Annotated in this window: 15 protein-coding genes; 11 read left to right on the top strand and 4 right to left on the bottom strand. The window is 33.6% G+C overall.

Annotation, left to right across the window (positions count from 1 at the left end; genetic code table 11):
* The first annotated feature begins 38 nt into the window (after nt 1-38).
* A complete protein-coding gene (locus BLP44_RS15165) occupies nt 39-935 on the top strand; it encodes a hypothetical protein (protein WP_091134187.1) in 897 nt (298 codons plus the stop codon).
* Between the two features lie 128 nt (nt 936-1,063).
* On the opposite strand, the gene BLP44_RS15170 is transcribed toward BLP44_RS15165, so the two are convergent.
* From BLP44_RS15170 to BLP44_RS15185, 4 genes are all read right to left on the bottom strand, one after another.
* The gene (locus tag BLP44_RS15170; RefSeq protein ID WP_091134189.1) at nt 1,064-1,474 is read right to left on the bottom strand and encodes a hypothetical protein; all 411 of its coding nucleotides are present in this window, start codon (nt 1,472-1,474) and stop codon (nt 1,064-1,066) included.
* Between the two features lie 696 nt (nt 1,475-2,170).
* Entirely contained in the window at nt 2,171-2,686 is a 516-nt protein-coding gene (locus tag BLP44_RS15175) for a hypothetical protein (protein ID WP_091134191.1), read from the bottom strand.
* Complete coding sequence (locus BLP44_RS15180) at nt 2,683-6,264, bottom strand: DUF6443 domain-containing protein (RefSeq protein ID WP_244511791.1); 3,582 nt, start codon at nt 6,262-6,264, stop codon at nt 2,683-2,685. Before BLP44_RS15180 ends, BLP44_RS15175 begins: the two co-directional genes overlap by 4 nt.
* A 15-nt stretch (nt 6,265-6,279) precedes the next feature.
* The gene (locus BLP44_RS15185; protein ID WP_091134193.1) at nt 6,280-9,771 is read right to left on the bottom strand and encodes an RHS repeat domain-containing protein; all 3,492 of its coding nucleotides are present in this window, start codon (nt 9,769-9,771) and stop codon (nt 6,280-6,282) included.
* 212 nt (nt 9,772-9,983) lie between these two features.
* On the opposite strand from BLP44_RS15185, the gene BLP44_RS15190 reads away from it, so the two are divergent.
* The 10 genes from BLP44_RS15190 to BLP44_RS15240 all read left to right on the top strand — a co-directional run bounded on the left by BLP44_RS15190 (nt 9,984) and on the right by BLP44_RS15240 (nt 21,290).
* Nucleotides 9,984-10,403, top strand: a complete 420-nt coding sequence (locus BLP44_RS15190; RefSeq protein WP_394363686.1) for a prepilin-type N-terminal cleavage/methylation domain-containing protein — start codon at nt 9,984-9,986, stop codon at nt 10,401-10,403.
* A 476-nt stretch (nt 10,404-10,879) separates the two neighbouring features.
* Nucleotides 10,880-12,280 carry a GspE/PulE family protein gene (locus BLP44_RS15200; protein ID WP_091134198.1) on the top strand — a complete coding sequence of 467 codons (1,401 nt, stop codon included), beginning with the start codon at nt 10,880-10,882 and terminating at the stop codon, nt 12,278-12,280.
* Nucleotides 12,281-12,318: 38 nt separating this feature from the next.
* Complete coding sequence (locus tag BLP44_RS15205; RefSeq protein WP_091134200.1) at nt 12,319-14,520, top strand: type II secretion system protein GspD; 2,202 nt, start codon at nt 12,319-12,321, stop codon at nt 14,518-14,520.
* On the top strand, nt 14,520-15,713 hold the full coding sequence (locus tag BLP44_RS15210) for a general secretion pathway protein (protein ID WP_091134202.1): 1,194 nt from the start codon (nt 14,520-14,522) through the stop codon (nt 15,711-15,713). Before BLP44_RS15205 ends, BLP44_RS15210 begins: the two co-directional genes overlap by 1 nt.
* A 1-nt stretch (nt 15,714) precedes the next feature.
* Complete coding sequence (locus tag BLP44_RS15215; protein ID WP_091134204.1) at nt 15,715-16,236, top strand: general secretion pathway protein; 522 nt, start codon at nt 15,715-15,717, stop codon at nt 16,234-16,236.
* Between the two features lie 286 nt (nt 16,237-16,522).
* Nucleotides 16,523-17,467: an outer membrane protein gene (locus tag BLP44_RS23170; RefSeq protein WP_240628106.1), complete on the top strand. Its 945-nt coding sequence runs from the start codon at nt 16,523-16,525 to the stop codon at nt 17,465-17,467.
* A gap of 4 nt (nt 17,468-17,471) precedes the next feature.
* The gene (locus tag BLP44_RS15225; protein WP_091134206.1) at nt 17,472-18,302 is read left to right on the top strand and encodes a hypothetical protein; all 831 of its coding nucleotides are present in this window, start codon (nt 17,472-17,474) and stop codon (nt 18,300-18,302) included.
* Between the two features lies 1 nt (nt 18,303).
* A complete protein-coding gene (locus tag BLP44_RS23175; RefSeq protein WP_240628105.1) occupies nt 18,304-19,185 on the top strand; it encodes a hypothetical protein in 882 nt (293 codons plus the stop codon).
* A 64-nt stretch (nt 19,186-19,249) separates the two neighbouring features.
* The gene (locus BLP44_RS15235; RefSeq protein ID WP_091134209.1) at nt 19,250-20,194 is read left to right on the top strand and encodes a hypothetical protein; all 945 of its coding nucleotides are present in this window, start codon (nt 19,250-19,252) and stop codon (nt 20,192-20,194) included.
* Between the two features lie 10 nt (nt 20,195-20,204).
* A complete protein-coding gene (locus tag BLP44_RS15240) occupies nt 20,205-21,290 on the top strand; it encodes a hypothetical protein (protein WP_091134210.1) in 1,086 nt (361 codons plus the stop codon).
* Nucleotides 21,291-21,294: the final 4 nt, after the last annotated feature.

Consider the following 21,294-nt stretch of genomic DNA (forward strand, 5'->3'; position numbering starts at 1 on the left):
TATGTCAGATTACAAGTGCCCAAACTTTCTCAACAAATTTGACACCAGTAGGATGGGAGCATAACATTTTGTTTAATGCCACAACTCGATATACAGTTACCCGAACAGGACCAGTCGTAGATTTGCCTACCTTGTTTGATGGTGGAATGATGCCCTATTATACTTCAACTCCCATTTCTGCATCAAATCCAGTTGTAATACTTATAGAAGGTTTACCAGAAGCTCATACCCAAACAGGAACGTGGGTTGGCTGGACAACACGTTACTGGCCAGCAAATCGATTTAAGATTGAAGGTTATGATAATGGTTGGGTAACTGTTGTAGATTATTCCTCAACTGACTATGTAGGGTTTAATTTTTCTACTCAAGTTCCTGTTCCTGGAACATATAGAAAACTTCGATTTACATTTTACAATGCTGAAAACAATGGAAATTTAGGTCTTTCCGAGTTATTCTTTATTCACCCCGAAGCTACCCATCCCTATGCAGGATTACTTTCTTACGCGGCAACAAATTGGAAAGATAATGGTTCTAATTTAATTTACAATTTAGGCAATGTAGGTATTGGTGTAAGTTCGCCTCAGAATAAATTGGATGTAAATGGCACCATACATTCTAAAGAGGTAAAAGTCAATATGGAAAATTGGTCTGATTTTGTTTTTAAAGAAGAATATAAACTGCCTACAATTGCTGAAGTTGAAAGGCACATTAAAGAAAAAGGACATTTAGAAAATATTCCAAGCGAAGAAGAAGTTTTGAAAAACGGAATTAATTTAGGGGAAATGAATGTAAAATTACTACAGAAAATTGAGGAGTTAACCCTGTATGTTATTGATTTGAATAAGAAGGTAAATGATCTTGAAATAAAAAATGATAAGCTTAAGGAGCAGAATAGCTTTTTGTCAAAAGAGATTAATAATTTAAGGAGGAGATAAAAGTTTTATTTTATTTAGTAAAAATCATAATTAAAAGCCGCTTCAGAAAAAGTGGCTTTTGTTTTTATTAACTCTATAAGGACGGTACGTTTGAACGATATTTTTATAAATAATTCGGATCAAATCTCTTACAACGAAGTTGTCCCATCTATAGAGTATGACTTTCCTTTAATTGAATCTTCAATAAAAAGATTATCTTCAGGAGTCTTATATTCAAAAATTTTTATTTGATCGCTAATGTTTCCAAATTTCACCAAATCATTATAAGGTGAATACAATTCTAACTTTTTATTTTTAATTCGTAAAAAAATGCAAAAGTAATTTTCTGAATCTCCTTTAGGATATATATAAGATGAAGGCATCGAATTACAATTTCCCTCTTGTAATGAAAAATAAATTTTTTCACCACACTTTATTTCATAAAATTTAATTCCTTTAAAATTATAGATTCTGGTTACATTATTATTATTTTTTGTAGTGCAACTAAGTATCGTTAATACTAATCCAAATAATAGTATCGCTTTATATTTAATGATCATTTCTTTAAAATTTACTTTCTTTTTTTAGGTTTTTCTGGAATAATCCCCGCTCTGCAAAGTGTTCTTGTAATAACTTAACAAGTTGTGCAATCCCGAAAGCTTTCGGGGCTGACTTTGCGCCTTGCAAACAAATGTAACTACGAATGTTAATACGATAAAGTCTGCAACTTTACAAAAAATTCTAGAATAAAAATTCTATTAAGATTTGGAGAGTAAAAGTATGGAGACTTTTGACAGGTCTTTCATATTTAGGCCAAAAAAATGCGCAAAGTCAGAGACATTTGCGCAGCTTTTCATATGGAGCTCTTCGGAGAGCAGGGTGATGTTTTTATTGGCATCGGAAACCATGTTTCCGTTAAGGTCATAGACATAATCATAGCCTGCAGTGGCTCCGTCAACGAATCCCAAATCTTTTCGGCTGTTGTCTGTCGCTTTAGCTAGGACAATTTATATCATCACTAACTATGGAACACTATATCGAATTTTTATTCATTTTAGCACGTTTAAGAGACTATTAAAACAAAAAAGATGAGCATTAATGCCCATCTTTAAATTGTTTTTTAATGATATTTATTTTATTTCAATAGATTAGAAATCGAAATTTCATATCACTAACTTTAAAACACTACCCAGTATGGAGAGGTAGAATATTTAAAGCAAAGCAGATTTAATAAATTGCTCATTCGTCATTATCTTTCATTTCTTAGAAGAATCAATACATTTATTAAAAATTTTATCAGCTTCTTTTATTTTTTTTAAAGTAATTTTTTCTAAAAACTCGTTCAATTTTTGATCTTTAATTCTGTATGACCAATTAACACTCGAAAGTGAACCTCTATATTCTTTTGAAAAAGGTAATATATCATTAACCTTAAATCCTCCTAATAAATAGAAATAATCTTTTTCAAAAGAATAACAAACGTAATAGTCACACTCGCACCAAGCAAAGGTTACAACGTTTCCTTTTTCTTCACAGAAAAAGTTACCTTTTATTTTTATGAAGAGAAATTCATTAGTGCCATAAATTTCATAAGGCATGTTTTTTAAAGAACTTATTTGTGATTCGATATCCTTAAAGCCATGTTTGCTTATCGTAAATGTTTTTGCTTTATAAATTATAGACATTGTATCAATATCTTTTTTTTGAATATCTACTTGCGAGAAAACAAGTGCCGGAAATATAAATAATATAATTAAAATTAACTTTTTCATTTGTCTGATTTAAAATCTTTATTAGTATACTCGTCAGCTCTTTGTCCAGATGGATCGTTGTTTTTATGGCCGTCGTGTTTTTGTAAATTAATTTTATTGTTTATCAACCATTCATAATATGATTGAGTATTTTCAATTATATAATCGGCATGACCGAATTCATGTTTGCTTACTTCTAAAGTTGTTCGATCTCCCGAAGGGGTATTTCCAGTTACAATCGTAGTTGAATTAGAGCCAAATGATGATCTTAAACTAACATTTTTTGGATCTGAATTTTCGAAAGAGGTATTGTTTTGACCATCGTTATTATGTATATAGTCACTGGATTGCCAGTATATATCAACGCTTAAAGAATTCATTTTATTATACAGTTCTGGAGCTTCCTTTTTTAATTCATTTATTTTATCATTAGTTTTTTTAGACTGAATATCGAGTTCTTTAGATTCTTTTGTTAATGATTTTATCTCTTTCTGCATGTTTTTATAGCTCTTAAATTGACTGTCTGTCAATTTTTTCTTCAATTTACTTTCTGAAAGACCTGAAAGATTCATTTTAGCTAATTGTGATTCAATATATTGATTTTTTGTTTTTATTTTTTCGTCAATCTCTTTTTTCTTTACTTGATCACCATTAATTATTTCCATTCCATTTGGATCTAAAAAGTATACAGGATTATTTAAAGAATAGGTATACATTGATAAATTAGAATATTTCTCCGCTAGTGGGTCAATGTTCATCCAACGACCAAGTGCAGGGTCATAATTACGAGCCCCATAGTCGTAAAAATTCAGCTGATTGCCTCCAATGCTTTCATCTTGAAGCTCCTTACCATTGTACTTATACTTTAAAGCGCTGTTTGTTGAGGCGATTGCACCATTGTAACCCATATGCTTCATTCCGAAAGGATAGTAATTGTTCTCCTCCTGAATATTCAGGTTCTTGTCGTAGCTCAGACGTATGTTGCCCAAATGGTCCTTGTACTGGTAAACGTATTTGTATGCGCCTGCAGATGGCTCAACATAACCTTCTGCGGTTGGGAAAAACTTCATCACCCCGTTTTCGTACTGGTATCCTCCCAGATAATCGGTTGTTATAGCAGCCTTTCCTGTTTCGCTCACAATCTTTTTCAATTTCTGCCCTTGCGCATTGTAAATATAGGCAATATTTCCGCTTGCCGCAAAAGTTACCTTTACGGGAAGGTTCATATGGTTGTAAGTTATTAACGTAATATTTTTATTGGCATCGGATACCATGTTTCCGTTAAGGTCATAGGCATAGTCATCGCCTGCATTGGCTCCGTCAATGAATCCCAAATCCTTGCGGCTGCTGTCTGTCACTCTGGCCAGCTGGTTGCCGTTTCCAGAATAGGCGTAAGACAGATTGTCGATCGGCTGCACGGCTTCGCTGCTGCCGTTGCGCGTAAGGGCTGTGATGTTTCCGTTTTTGTCGTACCACAGAGATTCATTGTAGGCATTGCTCACAGCGCCCGCTTTTACGGATATGCTTTCCTTTAGGCGGTTCAGATTGTCGTATCTGTAGCCGTATCCGCGCAGTATTCCGTTATCCGAATTGGTTGCCCATTGGGTCTCGGAGATGTTTCCGTTGTAGAGCGCCGCTGCGCCGCTAGCTGCAGACGGGCTGCTGTAATTGATCTTAAAGGCAAAGAGATCCTTAGGGTCTCCAGGCTTTGCAAGAGAAGACACATCGTTGATTCCCGCCAGCCATCCGCGGATGTTATAGCTGTAATTGACATTCTGGGCACTGTTTCCTACCTTTTTGGAAATGAGCTGCCCCAGCTCGTCATAGGCGTTCTCGGCAATAACCTCGACTGTCCCGCCATTTATCTGATGGGTCTGCACCAGAAGGCGGTCCTGCGCGGAGTAGATGAAGCCGTCTCTCGTGGTAAGCTCGGCATCGGAAGCCGTTCTTTTATGCCTTGTGATGCTGTATTCCGTTTTGCCCGAAAAATCAAGTTTGGTGTCGGTACAGGTGTATCCTCCCAGATGGTTTGATGTCCATACCCTCACCGGCCTTGCCTTATCGTCATAGATTGTGGTTGAGGTTTCTCCCAAGGCTTCGGCGCTTGAAGTGAGCACCCTTGTCCATGATCCCGATGCGAGACCCTTAACCTGAGGGGATATGTTCTGGCCTTCCAGCATTGCAGGCACTGCGGCAGCGCCAGGGAAAGCGTAAGTGTCGTAATAGCTTACCGAAAGGAGCCTGAAAGATGCAGGAGCCACAGCATTGGTGTAATGGGCAGGCACTCCGTCCAGGGTTCCCGAAGCGGTTCTTGCTTCGTTTATGGCAGATGCGCCGTTCTGCGCAGCCTGCAGTGCGACTCTTCCCGCAGCATCAGCCGAGGCATGCTGCGCCCATCCGGTATAGACTGCGCGGCCGAAAGCATCGTATTTGGTGATGGTCCATCCCGTGCCGTTCCCATCAGGGAAAGGGGAATTGGCAGGCCCTGTGGCCACAATTCGGTCCAATTTGTCATAGACCATAAACTCCCACTGTTTTCCCGGAAGCTTCTTCTCAGCCAGCCTGTTTCTGTAGTCGTATCTGTACTGGTAGCACAGATCGTTTAAGAGCGTCTGCGTTCCGTTATTGATCACAGCCGAAAAAGCGCTTCCAGCCTGAGCATGGAAGCCCGGCAGAAGGGTGATTGAGTTTGAGGCTGTGAGGTTCAGGGTCTGTCCCGGCGCCACAACAGCCGTAGAGGCGATGTCGGCCTGAATGCCTTGAGAACCGTCAATGAGGTCGGAAGCCTTAGGCGGAATCACATAGGTGAGGTTTCCGTAGATGTCGTATACGTAATAGGTGTCGTGCTTGGCCTGCGCATCGTAGGTTCTTTTCAGGATGATCTGCCCTTCCTTGTTTTTAAACTCAACGGCCGATCCGTTGGCTTCAAGCGGAGCCGCGGCCGTATTCTCGTCATAGGTTACGGTTTTATAGAGCTCATTGGCGCTGTAGTAGCCATTGGCGACAAGGGAAATGCCATACAGTCCGGATGCTGCATTCCATTGCGTGGCGGCAGAGAAGAGCCTCACCTCATTGGCCGCATTGGTCTGGTAGTCCATTTTTATTTCATGCCCCGAACCCGAATACCAAGCGTTTCCGGGAGCTGCCTGCTTGAGCACGCGGCTGAGCGGAGAAGCCTCAAGCTCCTTTCTGCTGAATGGGTATGAGGTGGCCTCCATGGCGGGATTTCCGTTAAGGGCCGGATTTGGATTTGCATAGTAGGAAGACTGTTTGGCTTTGGCCGAAGGGTCAAAAGCCATGTCTGCGGTTTCCGTCTTAAACGGCAGGTATTCTTCCGCCTGCCTTCCGAAGCCGTCATATTCTATATGGGTGATGATGTCTTTCCCAGAAGCCGACTGCTGCGAGGCATTCTGCTGCACGGGCCTTCCCAGACCGTCAAAATAGGTCGTGCTCTGGGATGCCTGCTGGATGGTGGGCGATGTGATAAGCGAGGCGCTCGGCACCTTATATTTTACTGTTTTTATGTAGTTTTCGCTCTGGGTCTGGCCTATTGCCAATATAGGGAACAGAGCCAAAAGGAATTTTATTGCGTTTTTCATGATGCTTTGGTCCGGTTAGTTTTTATAATGGTACTGGTTCTCTGAAAGGATGTTTCCTGCATTGTCCCTTACGGATTCTAGCCTTCCGAAGCTGTCGTAGGTGTAGGTGGTTTTATCTCCTTTAGGATCTGTGATGGTGCTTACTCCGACAAGCGGAATATGGGTATAAGTTGAAATCATGCAATTAGCAAAGGCGCCATTGTTTCGTAAAGCATCTATGCCTGCTAGATTAGTCTCGTTTAGATTGTTTATGCTTGAAACGCCTAAAGCAGATGCAATTTGGGAAGCTGTTGCGTTTTCGATCTTAGCAATCGGAAGGGTTTGGTTATACCCCCAAATTATAGAAACAGGATTTCCATTTTCTATTGTATATTGAGTAATATTACCAAAGGTGTCATAGGTTTGATAAGTTACTTTTTTCTCCAATTGGTCAGGAACAACATTTCCTTTTTTAGTATAGATATATTGAGGTAATATATTTGGCTGATTAACTATTGAAGATGGAAAACTGCCATATTTGGTTCTCTTTTCTGATAATTTATTTGCCCCCTTAAAGGATTCTTGTTTTAATGGAATTCCAATCATGTTTTTTGCAAGGAGTTCATTTCTGAAAGGTTCATTTGTCATTTCAGCATCTTGCGCGTAGTAATATTTAGTTTCTAATGTTTCTCCTTTCGAGTTAACATTTGTTTGCGATGATAATTGTATGCTTGTTGGAGTTGAATTGTAAAAATAATTTTCTGATTGAACAACACTATTGCCTCCAAAATAGTCTATTATTGTTTTAGATTTTAATTTATCAAAACCAGTATAAATTTTAAAATAAGGTATTATGGTCTGAGGGTTACTATTGTTTTCTATACCATACTTATTGATTTGAGGGATACCATAAAAAAGCATCGGTGTTACTTTTGAAAATATTCCTGGATGTGGTACATACATAGGATAAATGTGTTTTGAAACTCCTGATTGAGGAAGACAAAAAGCGTTTCGATCAATTAACTGATAATTAATATCGTCAACATAGCCCATGTTTTTTTCTATTTGATCTCCGTAATAGGTGTATTGCTCTTCTTTTATTGCTGTTCCATTGTTATAGAATAGTTTTTTTAATAGTTTCCCTCTGTGCCAATCTTTAGGTTCTTGTTCTCTTAAATCATCAAATATTGGTATTTCTGAAAATTTAGGCTCAACCCAACTAAAGTAACTGCTTTCTTTAATTTCTTTTTTAGTGGTATTGTCAAAATCAATTTGATCAACTTTCGTATAACCAACGTTTGAGCTCGATGTTTTGTATAGTGATAATGTTGAAGAGGAAGATAATTTAATTCCTAAGTTATGTGAGCCTGAACCTGGTTCTGTGCCAGGAGAATAAATAGAGATATATTCAGCATAACAAGGTACGTTCATCATTTTTCCTGAAGTGATATTATTGTCATCCTGATATTTGAAATTAGTTGTATATTTTGGGCCATTTGAAGTGTCATTTGTATATGTTTGAATATTTTTTATTCTTAATCCTCCTACATGAACATCATCTCTAACTTTATCTCTATATCTTAAAGTAAAGCTTGTATTATGGTAAAAATTATAATCATTAGGACTTGATAACAAATAATTTTGAGTAACAACTATTTTTATTCGATAAGCACCTTTTCCTCCTACATCAAAATAGCTTTGGATATTACCTGATGTATTTTCATTTTTAGAGATAGTACCATAATATTTAATGTCTGTGAAAGTACCATCACTCTGTTTTTGCTGTAAGTAAAACTGAACATTGTTAAATTCAGCATTTATTGTAGAAGGAACTTTGAATGGTAGGTTTGAAGATATTATGACACCAGCCTCGGCACCTTTTAAAGACGAACTGTAAATAGTTGTTTCTAATTCGTTACTATAAAAAGTTTTGTTAAAGCTGTTTGTAGAACTTGGTGCTGGATAAAAGTTTTTTAAATCATATCCAGAAACTGAGAATGAAAAATTTCTTACTGAGTATCGCTCATCTGAAATAGCGTCATAGTAAATACCAGTTGTAGGATTTGTTAAAGCTACATGATTCTCATAATTATAATATTTGGAGCCTCCTTCTGGAAATTTAATACTTTTTAATGAAAAGGTTTTAGTGTATAAAGTATCAATATTTCTATTGAAGCCATAGTCACTATCTACAGTGTATGCCTGTGGCAATAAATTTTTAGGAAAAAGAGAGTTATTGGTTACTTTACCATTAAAGTATCCCCAATGATCCTGTGCTTTTGAATATTTAGAAGGTATTTTGTCAAATAAATAATAATCAAAATTATAATTTTCAACAACTGTATTTTTTGAATCATAAAATTTGACAGCGTCAAGTCTTAATCTCTTATCGACAGCATCCTGACCGAATAAATTGCTATTTGCATTAAAATAAGTTTGAACAAATTCTATTCTCTTAATAAGATTGTTTAATTTATCATAAACTTTAATTTCCTGTAATTTTTTTGCTCCTGTTTGAAGATCAATTCTATCTCCATATGTGAAATTAATTTTACCTGAGGGAAAGGTTATTTCAGATATCAATTGTTCAATGTTATTTGTCACAGTTGATTCATATGATGAGCCATTAATTTCATTTGTGCTCATCGTTAATATCTGCGTTGTTTGATTAGAAAGATTTGTATATAAGTTATAACGAGCCGTTAAGTAAGTGTATATAATTTCTTTGCTATTTGGGGAGATTATTTTCTTCAATTGCCATGACTGGTCAAATGGTGTACCACCATATGTACTAATAGCAGAGCGACCATCTTTACCTAAAATTAGATTATATCCATTAGGGAGTTTTATATTAAAGTTATCTAAAAAGTATCCTGCAGATGCTATTGGGCTTACCTCATAATTAATGCTGATGTCATCTAAGGGAAAGGTTATAAATTTTTTCAATTCTTGGTTAAACATAAATTTTCCGCTGTGTCCAAAAAAACTATAAAAGAAATCATCGGGACGCATGTCTGCCATTGGATAATTTGTAGTTATATTGTCTCCTGCTCTAAATGAATCGTCATAAAACTGAACTCTGTCAGCATATAAGTAATTTTGAGAACAATTATAATACCCAACAGTATTTGGTAATAATGTTCCTTTAAAATTACCAATTCCCTTAATTCCATTATAGTCTTGGTGCATGAAAAAACGTTCATCTGGTAGTCCATTAGTGCTTCTCGTAATTTGTCCGCCAATATTTAAACTCCATCCTAGGCCTATAGATGTTGCGTCTTCTTCGACTTTTATACCTCCAGTATTGTAAGAAATAGAAATTGGTACTTGCATACCATCCAAGTCAATGGTGTAAATAGGAATGTCAATAGAAGGCTGACCAGTATATAAAGAAACATTGTTTAATAATCGTTTTTTAAATTGATATGATTCCGGAGGAAGTGGAATTCCATAGTCATATTCTGTAGATTTTTGACCGTATGAACATAAATTTAGTAATAGAACAAAGGCAATTATTTTAGTTTTCATCTCAAGGCATTTAATTTTTATTGTGAAATTTTCTAGTATGATTTTTTAAGTGTATGATTACGAGATTCCTATTGAAATCTTGTATTGATTAAAAAAGATTGTAATTATAGTAAAATATTTCTTATAAATTTAAAGTTTTATTAACAAATTATTTCTCATTATCTACGCCATTGTTTTCTCGATAAAAAAGATATATTTGTAAAAATTAATTTATATTTATTTTGAAGAAAAATTTACTGAAAAAACTGCCATCATTCAATCTTCAGGAAATGTTGATTGTTCTTGCCATAATTGGAATTTTACTTTTAATAGCCCTTCCTAACTTAATGCCCTTGATCACAAAAGCTAAAAGTGTTGAGGCTCAGGTTCAGCTTAAAGCCATATATAATGCTGAAAAGCAGTACTATTTTATGTACTCAAAATACAGTCCTAATTTTACTGAAATAGATTTTGAAGCGCCAAAAACAACCAAAGAAAATGGAAGCGCGAACTATGTTTATGAAATCGTACATTCAAGCAATAATGAGTTTAAGGTAAAAGCTACAGCAATTACAGATTTTAATGGAAATGGAGTTTTTAATGTTTGGGAAATTGATCAAAATGGCGTTCCAAAGCAAATCATAAATGATTAATGTGGTATTTGAAATTAATATTAATTATTCTATTTGCAATTGTTTTGTATCAGGATTTTAAAAGCCGGATGGTTTACTGGTTTTTGTATCCAATAATTGGAATTTTAGCTTTTACGATTCAGTCTAACGCTGTGCCGCTATCAGTTGCATTTGTCAATTTTGCTTTTAATTTATTATTTGTAGTATTTCTGCTTGCTGTAACATCAATTTATATAAAGTTTAAAAATTTAGATTTTAAAAATACAATTGGAATAGGAGATGTGTTATTCTTTCTATTTATAGCAGCTTCTTTTTCAATTGTCTCATTTTGGATTCTTTTCGTCTTTTCGCTTATTTTTTCTTTGCTTTTACATTTAATTTTAAGCAACAAAAAAGATGCCTCTACAGTTCCACTTGCGGGCTATATGTCTCTTTTTTTTGGTGTTGTTTACATAGTTTCTTTTTGTTATAACGATACTTTTTTATTTGCATACTAGATGGAGAGTTTCAATATTCCAATAGAATTTCAGCAGCTTGTAAAATCAGAACAGGCTTATTATTATAGAATTATTCCAGTAGGAAAAAATCTAGATACAGTTGTATTAAAAACTGATGCAGCAGATGTAACCAGTCTTCAAAATGAATTAGGCGTACTGCTTAGTTTTCAGGTAGAATTAGAATTGGATTCTGCAGAAAATATTAATCGATATTTAAGTACAAACTATAGAAAAACTTCGAATGATGTTTCGGAAATCCACTATACATCAGATTTCTTAGAAAAGATCGTTTTGAATGCAAAGGAAATAGGGAGCAGTGATATTCATTTTGAACCTTATGAAAAAAATGCACGAGTTCGTTTTCGTTTGGATGGTAAACTAAAAGAGCAATTTCATATTTCTGTAGAAGAATATCCTATTATTGTAAACAAAATTAAAATCAGAGCGCAGCTAGATATTTCAGAAAAAAGACTGCCGCAGGATGGCCGTATAACCATGGTTACAGATTATCAGGATTTTGATGTGCGTGTTTCAGTTCTGCCAACTCTGCATGGTGAAAAAGTAGTATTGCGTATCCTGAGCAAAGATACCAGTCATATTGATATTAATTCTCTTGGATTTACAGACAGAGAATTAGCGATGTATCGCGAGAATATAAAAAAGCCAAACGGTATAGTTCTCATTTCTGGACCAACGGGTTCTGGAAAGACCACAACACTATATGCGACATTAAAGAACTTAAATGTTCCAAATACGAATATCTTAACAGTTGAAGATCCGATAGAGTATACTTTAGAAGGAATTAATCAGGTGCAGTTAAAAGAAAATATCGGACTTGATTTTGCCGCAACTTTGAGAACTTTCTTAAGACAAGACCCTGATATAATCATGGTTGGAGAGATTCGTGACGTAAATACAGCCAATATGGCAATTCGCGCTGCTTTAACCGGACATTTGGTTTTATCTACAATTCATACCAATTCGGCTTGGGCAACTGTTTCTAGGTTAATAGATATGGGAGTTCCCGCATTTTTAATTGCCAGCACGTTAAATATGAGTGTTGCACAGCGTTTGGTGCGAAAATTATGCAATTCCTGTAAAACAGAAGAAAGAATAACTGATGAAATTTTTCCAACCGGATTTGAAATCCCGAGCGATCTAACATCTCATTTTGTAGCAACTGGATGCGAAAACTGTTATCACACAGGATATTCTGGAAGAAAAGCTATCTATGAAATTTTACCGATTGATTCTGAATTGTCTAATTTGATAAAGAATAATCAGCTGGATATCAATGACTATCTAGATGATAAAAACATTTTTACACTAAAACGTAACGCATTGTTATTAATTAAAGAGGGAATTACTTCTGTTGATGAAGTTTTTTCATTACTCTTGTAAAATTAAATATATAAAAATCTTACATTATAATAAGTTTCATGAGAAGAATAATTACGCTGTTTTTTATACTGGTTTTCCAAATTTCGTTTTCGCAGGAAAATCGTATTTTACAGATTAAAAATAATATTGAATCTATTTCTGCAGATGCACCAGGCTTAAACGAAAAGGTCAGCGTTAATATAAAAGAGGCTTCATTGTCAAGTTTTTTACTAGCAGTTTCTCAAATTCATAAACTTAATTTTAGTGTTGCATCAAACTTGCAGCAAATTAATATTGTCAATAATTTTTCTGACGTTACTGTTGGAGATCTTCTTGTTTTTTTATGTAAAGAATACAACTTGACAATTGATTTTACGGGTAATATTTTATCTATTAAATCGTACGAAAAACCAGTTGAAATTCAAAAGGTAAAATCTATTGATGTATCTTATGATTTAGCCAATAACTTGCTTTCGTTGAATTTGAAAGACGATAAATTATATGACGTTTTTAAGAAAATTATGGATGAAAGTGGCAAAAACTTAGTTTTTGCTCCAGGACTAGAAAATCAGCTGCTTACTGCGTATATCAAAAGTATGCCTTTTGACGCAGCTTTAAATAAAATGGCATACGCTAATAATTTGAGCGTTACCAAATCAAGAGATAATTTTTATGTGTTTGATAAGCTTGAAGGAAATTATGCTGTTGAAGGAAATTCGGATGCAAATAATGCAATAAGACAAAACAAACCACAGCGTCCTAGAAAATCTAATTTCTTCTTTACTGTTGTTGATGCTGATAAAAAACTATTGAATGTAGATTTTGAGAACACGCCAATATCAAGCATTGTTTATGATATTGGACATGAGCTAGATTTGGATATGTTTATATCTAGTCCGTTAGACAATGCAGGAAATGGAACAGTAAAAGCAAAGAATATTACCTTTGACGAACTTTTGGTAAAATTATTTGAAATAAAATCGGATGGTGGTTTTGTTCAAAATAGTAATCAGCAATTTAATAATAATAGCAATAATTCAGCGCCAGTTGCTGCTTCAGGAGGTGCTTACACTTTTAAGAAAAGCGGTTCGGTGTATTATTTTGGAACAAAAGACCAGCTTGTAGTAAGAAACATAAAGTTGGTGCCACTTATGCATCGTTCCATTGAACTTTTAAGCGATCCGTCAAAAGAAGGAAGAAGTGCTGGAAGACTTAATAACGTAAATAGTTATACGAATTATAATTCTAATGACAGTAGTAATAGATACAATTCTAATTCGAGTAATTTTTCAAATCAAGGCAATAGTTTTAATAATAGCAATAACAGCAGCAATTATTCTTCATCATCATCTTCTTCAAGTAGTACGCCATCAGAATCTATTTTAACCATTATTCCAGATGAAATAAAACGAGATTTAGATATCAAAGTTGATAAAGAATTAAATAGTTTTCTGGTAAATGGACCAGCAGCAAATATTGAAAGATTTGAATCTTTTGTTAATTATATTGATAAAGCAGTTCCTGTTATTTTGATTGAGGTTATGTTGCTTGAAGTGAATAGAAGTGCTACAGTAGAAACAGGAATAAATGCTGGGATTGGCGATAAACCAGTTACAACAAAAGGGACTGTTTTTCCTAGTGCAGATATAACATTGGGCGCAACAACAATTAATAAAATCATTGATGGTTTCAGCGGATTTGGCTCTTTGAATATTGGACAAGTGGTTCCAAACTTTTATTTGAGTTTAAAAGCTATGGAAACAAATGGAAATTTGAAAGTGCGTTCATCCCCAAGATTATCTACTTTGAATGGTCATAAAGCTTATTTGTCTATTGGAGAAACTACATACTATGTTGTTACTAATCAGAATTATTATGGTTCTCAAATTCCACAGGCATCAGAAGTTAAAAACTACCAGCCTATAGATGCAGAATTGTCGGTAACGATTATGCCGTTAGTTTCTGGAAACGGACAGATTACTATGGATATAAAAGTAATTCAGTCTAGTTTTAATGGGCAAAAAGTGGATAAAGATGCTCCTCCTGGAATCAATTCTCGAGAATTCACATCCATTATTAGAGTGAAAGACCAAGATTTAATTGTTTTAGGCGGATTGGAAGAATCTGTAAAAAATGATTCGGGAACTGGTGTGCCTTTATTATCAAGAATTCCAGTTATTAAATGGCTATTTAGTTCTAGAAAACGTGAAGATTCTAAGAAAAAATTAAGTGTATTAATTAAACCTACAGTAATTTACTAATGGCAAAATTTTCCTTAAATAATTTTTTACTTGGAAAGCAATATATTGCTGTTGAACACTTCACTTTAAACAGTGAAGATAAAGTTGCCTTGCTTTTAGTTGAAAATAAAAAAGAAGGACTTGTAATTAGTAAAAAAGATAGGGTTAGTTATAATGGTACAATAGCTGAAAAATGGGATTCAAAACTGCCTTTTTTCTTAATCATAAATTCAAATCAGGTTATTCAGAAAGAAGTTTCAGGTATAGATCCTTCAGATGAAAAGTTGTTGCACAAATCTTTTCCGAATACTAACTGGGATGAATTCTATTATGAAATTTGGAGAGTAAAGACAAAGTCAGTTATTGCGATTGCCAGAAAGTCATATGTAGATACTTTATTAGAAAACTACAAAAATCAGAAAATTGAAGTAGCAGGAATAAGTCTTGGTGTTTGTTCTATTGCAGATATAATTGAATATTCTAATGAAAATCAGTTTTTTACAAATTATCAATTAGTATCAAAGGAAGAGAATCCAACTATTGCCATAAATCCATTAGACACTACAGTTGCTTATACTATAAATGGACTACAGATTGAAAATAGACAGCTTCTCGCTTTTTCAGGAATCTTGCGATTGTTGCTGAATAATACTGCAAATACTGGATCAGCACTATCGTACAGTGAAGAGCTTTATGATGATTTTAATCAAAATTCTTTTTTTAATAAAGGAATTAAAATTATGGTCGGTATTGTTTTAGCAATACTAGTATTCAATTTTATCTTTTTTTCTCGCTATTACAAATTAGCACAAGAATCATCAGAGACACTATTAGTAAATAAATCTTCAATAGAAGACGTTACTGAAATTAAACAGAGAATTATAGTAAAAGAAGAAAAAGTTAAAGATATTGATGGAAGAATGACCTCTAGAAGCTCTCAAGTGATTAATGAAATTGCGAATAGAGTTCCGACTTCGATTTTGTTAACAGAATTAATTTTTAATCCGTTAGAAAAAAAAGTTAAGGCTGAAGAACCAATTCTTACCAAAGATAAACTGATTGTAATTTCAGGAACCACAATTGCGAACCAAGATTTTACTAAGTGGGTGGAGGAGATTGAAAAGCTAAAATGGGTGGATAAAGTTTTAATCACTCATTTTGGTAAAAACGAAGAAAATGAAACGACTTTTTCTATAAACTTAACATTGAAGTAAAATGAAGCTAAACAAAAGAAATAAACTTTTGGTTATTGGTTTTTGCATTGTGTTGTATATTTGCTACTCTTTTGCAATTTCAAATACGATACAATATTATCGCGAATATAAAAATAAGCAAGAAGAGATAGCTGCAGATAGTAATATGCCAAATTTGATTGCTCAGTTGGTTCAGAAGGAAAAACAATTGGATCAGATTTTGGATAATTATGACGTAAAAATATCAGAATCATTTCAAAATGATTTACTAAAACAATTGACCTCTTATAGCGATAGTTACCACTTAAAAATTGTCGATTTTAAAGAACCTCATATCAATTTACAAAAAGGATTTAATACCACAAGTTATACTTTCTCTCTGGAAGGATCTTTTAATGGCTGTCTGGCATTATTAAATAAAGTTGAAAATAATCCAATGCTGGGAAATATTAAGCATTTAAACTTTGTAAAAAAGAGAAATTATAAAACTAATACAGATCAATTGTTTGTAGAAGTTATAATGCAAAAAAACAAAGGAGTGTAAAAATTTTCATTTCGCCGATTATGTTAAAGGACTTTACATAATTGTTGTAAAATGAGGAAAGACGTAATGTTTTTACTTAAGTCATTTTTATATTAGCGCGATTAGTAAGTAGTTTGTGTTGCAAATATTCCGTATTGTTTTATACTTATGGAAGGAATATTTATGTTTTAAAGAGTATAATGTTGTAAATACAATTTTTAACCCCTTTGCTTTAAATAACAAATAGAAACTAATATAACAACAATGTAACTTAATGGAGGAGATGCCATTTGCTAATTTTTAATTTATGAAAAAGATTTTTTTGATATTCATGGCATTTGCCATACAGATAGGTTTTGCTCAAAATACTTTTCCGTTACCTTCAGGAAATGTTGGTATTGGAACTAATAATCCAGATGTTCCTCTGGATGTTATTGGTACGGTAAAAATACAATCATCAAATTCAAATTATAACGAGAACTTAAGGCTATTGCCATCTCTAACAGGAGGTTATGCGAGTGTCGCTTTGGGAGCCGTTAGTGGGAATTCTGGAACAGGAATTGGGCAATGGACTTTAGTAAGATATCCAGCAGCGAGTAATTATATGTTTAGTTTGCGATATAATTCTACCGATTTTTTTAATATAACAAGCGAAGGTAACGTGGGTATTGGTGAATTGAATCCTGAAAGTAAATTAACATTGAAAGATAAAGACCAAGTTTTAAGTTTTTTAACAAATAAAAGATTAGACGGCGGATGGCCTCCAGTAGAAGATTTATTAACCATGACAATCCAGTCTTCAGGAGTTGCTCCAGGGAATATTGCTTTCGCTACAGGAAATAATGAAATGATGCGAATTTTAGGAGATGGCAACGTCGGCATTGGCACACGAAATCCAAAAAACAAATTAGATGTAAATGGGACTATCCACTCCAAAGAAGTTAAAGTAGATATGACAGGCTGGTCAGATTTTGTATTTAAAAAAGACTATGCTTTGCCAACTTTAGATGAAGTTGAAAAGCATATTGCTGAAAAAGGACATTTAGAGAACATTCCTAGTGAAGAAGAGGTTTTGAAAAGTGGAATCAATCTTGGTGAAATGAATGCTAAGCTTTTACAAAAGATAGAGGAAATGACATTGTACATGATTGAGATGAAGAAGGAAAATGACGAAATGAAAAGAGAAAATAATCTGATAAAAATAAATCAATTAAAATTGGAAGAGGAAGTTAAAAAATTAAAAAGTAAATAAAATTATGAAGAAGATTATATTTTTGGTTGTATTTATTTCACAAATAAATTTTGCTCAAAATACTTTCCCATTGCCATCTGGTGATGTTGGAATTGGAACCACAAATCCAGCTGGTACTCTACATTTACAAAAACTAAACTCAAATTTAGTTTTTGATTTAAACACTAATAGTTTATGTAAAATAGTAAGCAAAGGTTGGAATGCCAATATTGATATACATACATTTCAAATTAATGGCATCGAGAATTTAAACCAGCTTCATTTAAATACAAATGGAAATATAGGTGTTGGAACAGATCAGCCTCAGGCTAAATTCCATATTCAAGGTGATTTACAAAATAATGGAAATATACTTCTCGGACATATGGGAGATACTAATTATTTAACTTCAAGAGAAGTGGGGCAGATATTAGCAATTAGAGGATCACAGGAAATAACATTTGGGACTTATACAGATAATTGGTATAATCGAATGATAATTTCGAATTCAGGAAATGTTGGAATAGGTACCGTTAGTCCAACTAATAAACTTGATGTAAACGGCACAATCCATTCCAAAGAAGTAAAAGTTGACATGAAAGACTGGTCAGATTTTGTGTTTAAAAAAGAATACAATTTGCCAACATTGGAAGAAGTTGAAAAGCATATTGCGGAAAAAGGCTATTTAAAAAATATTCCAAGTGAAAAAGAGGTTTTAGAAAATGGGATTAATTTAGGAGAAATGAATGCTAAGCTTTTGCAGAAGATTGAGGAGTTGACATTATACTTAATTGAGATGAAAAAGGAAAACGAAGGCTTGAAAAAAAGAATAGAGAAAATTGAAAAAAAATGGTGAAATGAAAAAGATTTATTTATTAATTATTGTGTTTATTTCACAAATAAATTTTGCACAAAATACTTATCCTTTTCCTGAGAATGGTAAGGTTGGTATTGGAACAACAAATCCTCTAAGTAAATTAGATGTTATTGGTACTGCGATGTTCAGAGAGACTAATTCTTCTTATTACAGCGAATTAAGTTCAGATGTCAATAATGCATATTTAAGAAGTTATGGCGTTGCAAATTCTCTTCTAATATATGATATGTTGGGGAAACCAATCGTAATGCAACCATATTTAGGTAATGTTGGTATTGGGCTTTTTAATCCTGATGCAAAATTGGTTGTAAATGGAAATGCAAAGGTAAAAGAGAACTTATTTGTTACTGGGGCATCGGGAGGGTACACAACTGGGGATAATCCGATTTTATATTTTGGGGTCACGAGCGATTTTGCGAAGATAAGTGTTCCATTTGCAGATAAAATGATTTTCTCATCATACCATGGATATACTTTTAATACAAGCTATAATAGTGCTTCGGCACTTCCTGCTGTAACTATTGATATTATTGGTAATGTTGGCATAGGTGTTACTAATCCTACTAATAAACTAGATGTTAAAGGGACTATCCATTCGCAAGAAGTTAAAGTAGATATGACAGGCTGGTCAGATTTTGTATTTAAAAAAGAATATAATCTGCCAACATTGGAAGAAGTTGAAAAGCATATTGCGGAAAAAGGCTATTTAAAAAATATTCCAAGTGAAAAAGAGGTTTTAGAAAATGGAATTAATCTGGGAGAAATGAATGCTAAGCTTTTACAGAAGATTGAGGAGTTGACTTTATATGTGATTAAATTGAATAAAGAAATTGAATTGTTAAAAGAGGATAAACAAAATTAAAAAACAAAAATACTACCGTATTACACTAATTAAGTATTGGATCAAAATTTTTATATTGAAAATCATGAAATTAAAAACAGTATATCTTTGGATTGCCTTAGCCTTTTTTCAATTTTTAGCTTCGCAAACATATGAACTACATAATTCTGTAAACTTTAACAATGTTAATGATGGTCGTGATGTTCCAGACGGAATCACATGGTTTAAACCCGAGCCATTAGATTATGGCATTTATCGAACTAGTGGATCTTGGTCTTTACCCAATTTTCAACAGCTTAAAATTGCTTTTGAAACAGGTATTATTATTGACGGTGGTTTTAGATATGGCAAAAGCGGCATGTATTTGCAACCTAACGGCGGTTTTGTTGGAATTGGGACATTAAATCCGTCGCAAAAATTAGATGTAAATGGAAGTGGTATATTTCAAGGAGCAGTTATTAGCTCAATTTCAAATGAAACTGGCGGGCATATACAATTGATAAATCCTTCCAAAAACGGAAATGGAGTTGCCAGTACTTGGATGATATATAATATGACGGGAGTGTATGGAAATAGTCTGCAATTTTGGGCGTATGATAATTTAAGCTGTGGAGGAGGATTATGCAATAATCGTTTTACTATAATGGATAATGGCAATGTTGGTATTGGGCAAACAAGTCCAAATAATAAATTAGATGTTAACGGTACAATCCATTCCAAAGAGGTAAAAGTAGATATGTCAGGCTGGTCAGATTTTGTATTTAAAAAAGAGTACAATCTGCCAACATTAGAACAAGTTGAAAAGCACATCGCTGAAAAAGGACATTTAGAAAATATTCCAAGTGAAGAAGAAGTTTTAAAAAATGGAATTAATTTGGGAGAAATGAATGCTAAGCTTTTGCAGAAGATAGAAGAATTGACTCTTTACATAATTGAGATGAAAAAAGAGAACGAAACAATAAAAAAAGAGAAGCAAAAGTTTGAAGAAATATTTGAACGACTAAACAAAATTGAAAACCAATTAAAATAAATTCTTTAAAATGAAAAACAAACTGGTTTTGGTTACTGCAATTATATTTTCTATATCCGTTAAAGCACAGTTATATGTTCCCAATGGTCAAATAGAAGGTAGTTCTGTTAATAATAATGTTGGTATTGGTACACAAACTCCAGTAGCAAAACTTAGTGTTCAAGCTGGTCCAAATGGATATCCAACTCCGTTAAAAGCAATTAGTATTTGGGGACCAAATTCACCTGCTAACGCAAATTCAGCTCAAGATTTAAGTTGGGATTTCGCTGCAGCAGGATCATCAGCTATTAGAAGTTATAGAGGATCTAATTTTGATACTTACATGCAATTTTTAACAAATAGTGATTTTGGTGGAAATGCGCCACAGATCAGAATGCATATTAGTCAAAATGGTAATATTGGAATTGGAAATACAAATCCAGCTGTAAAACTTGATGTATATGGTACAATAAGTAGTTACGAGCCTACGGCATTGGGGGCAACTATAAATTCCTTTCAGTTAATAAGTCAAAGAAGTGGCAATGTTGGTGAAAATACAATTATAAATAGATTATGGACATATCGAGATGGGAGTCTGAATAATTGGTATGCGTCAAGACTTCACGATGGAATCTCAGTGGATAATTCTTTTCAAACTCCAAATATCGATACAAAAACATGGTGGGAAAGAGATCCTTTAGATAATATTCAGTCATGGGGAAATAATGCTGAAACTTACTTAACAATTAATAAAGGTAATATTGGAATTGGTACACAGAATCCAGATACGAAATTAGCAGTAAAAGGCACAATTCATTCAAACGAAATCAAAGTGGATCTTAATGTTCCAGCACCAGATTATGTTTTCGAAAATGATTACCAGCTTAAATCTTTAGAAGAAGTTGAAAATTACATCATTAAAAATAAGCATTTACCAGAAATTCCTTCAGCAAAAGAGTTCGAGAAAAACGGAATAAATGTTTCTGAAATGAACATGGCTTTATTAAAAAAAATAGAAGAATTGACTCTTTATGTAATAGAACAAAACAAACGTTTAGATAAAGTTGAAAAAGAGAATATCGAACTAAAAAGAGAAATAAATTCATCTAAAAAATAATAAC

Source organism: Flavobacterium anhuiense (assembly GCF_900101855.1).
In the GTDB taxonomy this organism is placed as follows: Bacteria; Bacteroidota; Bacteroidia; order Flavobacteriales; family Flavobacteriaceae; genus Flavobacterium; species Flavobacterium anhuiense.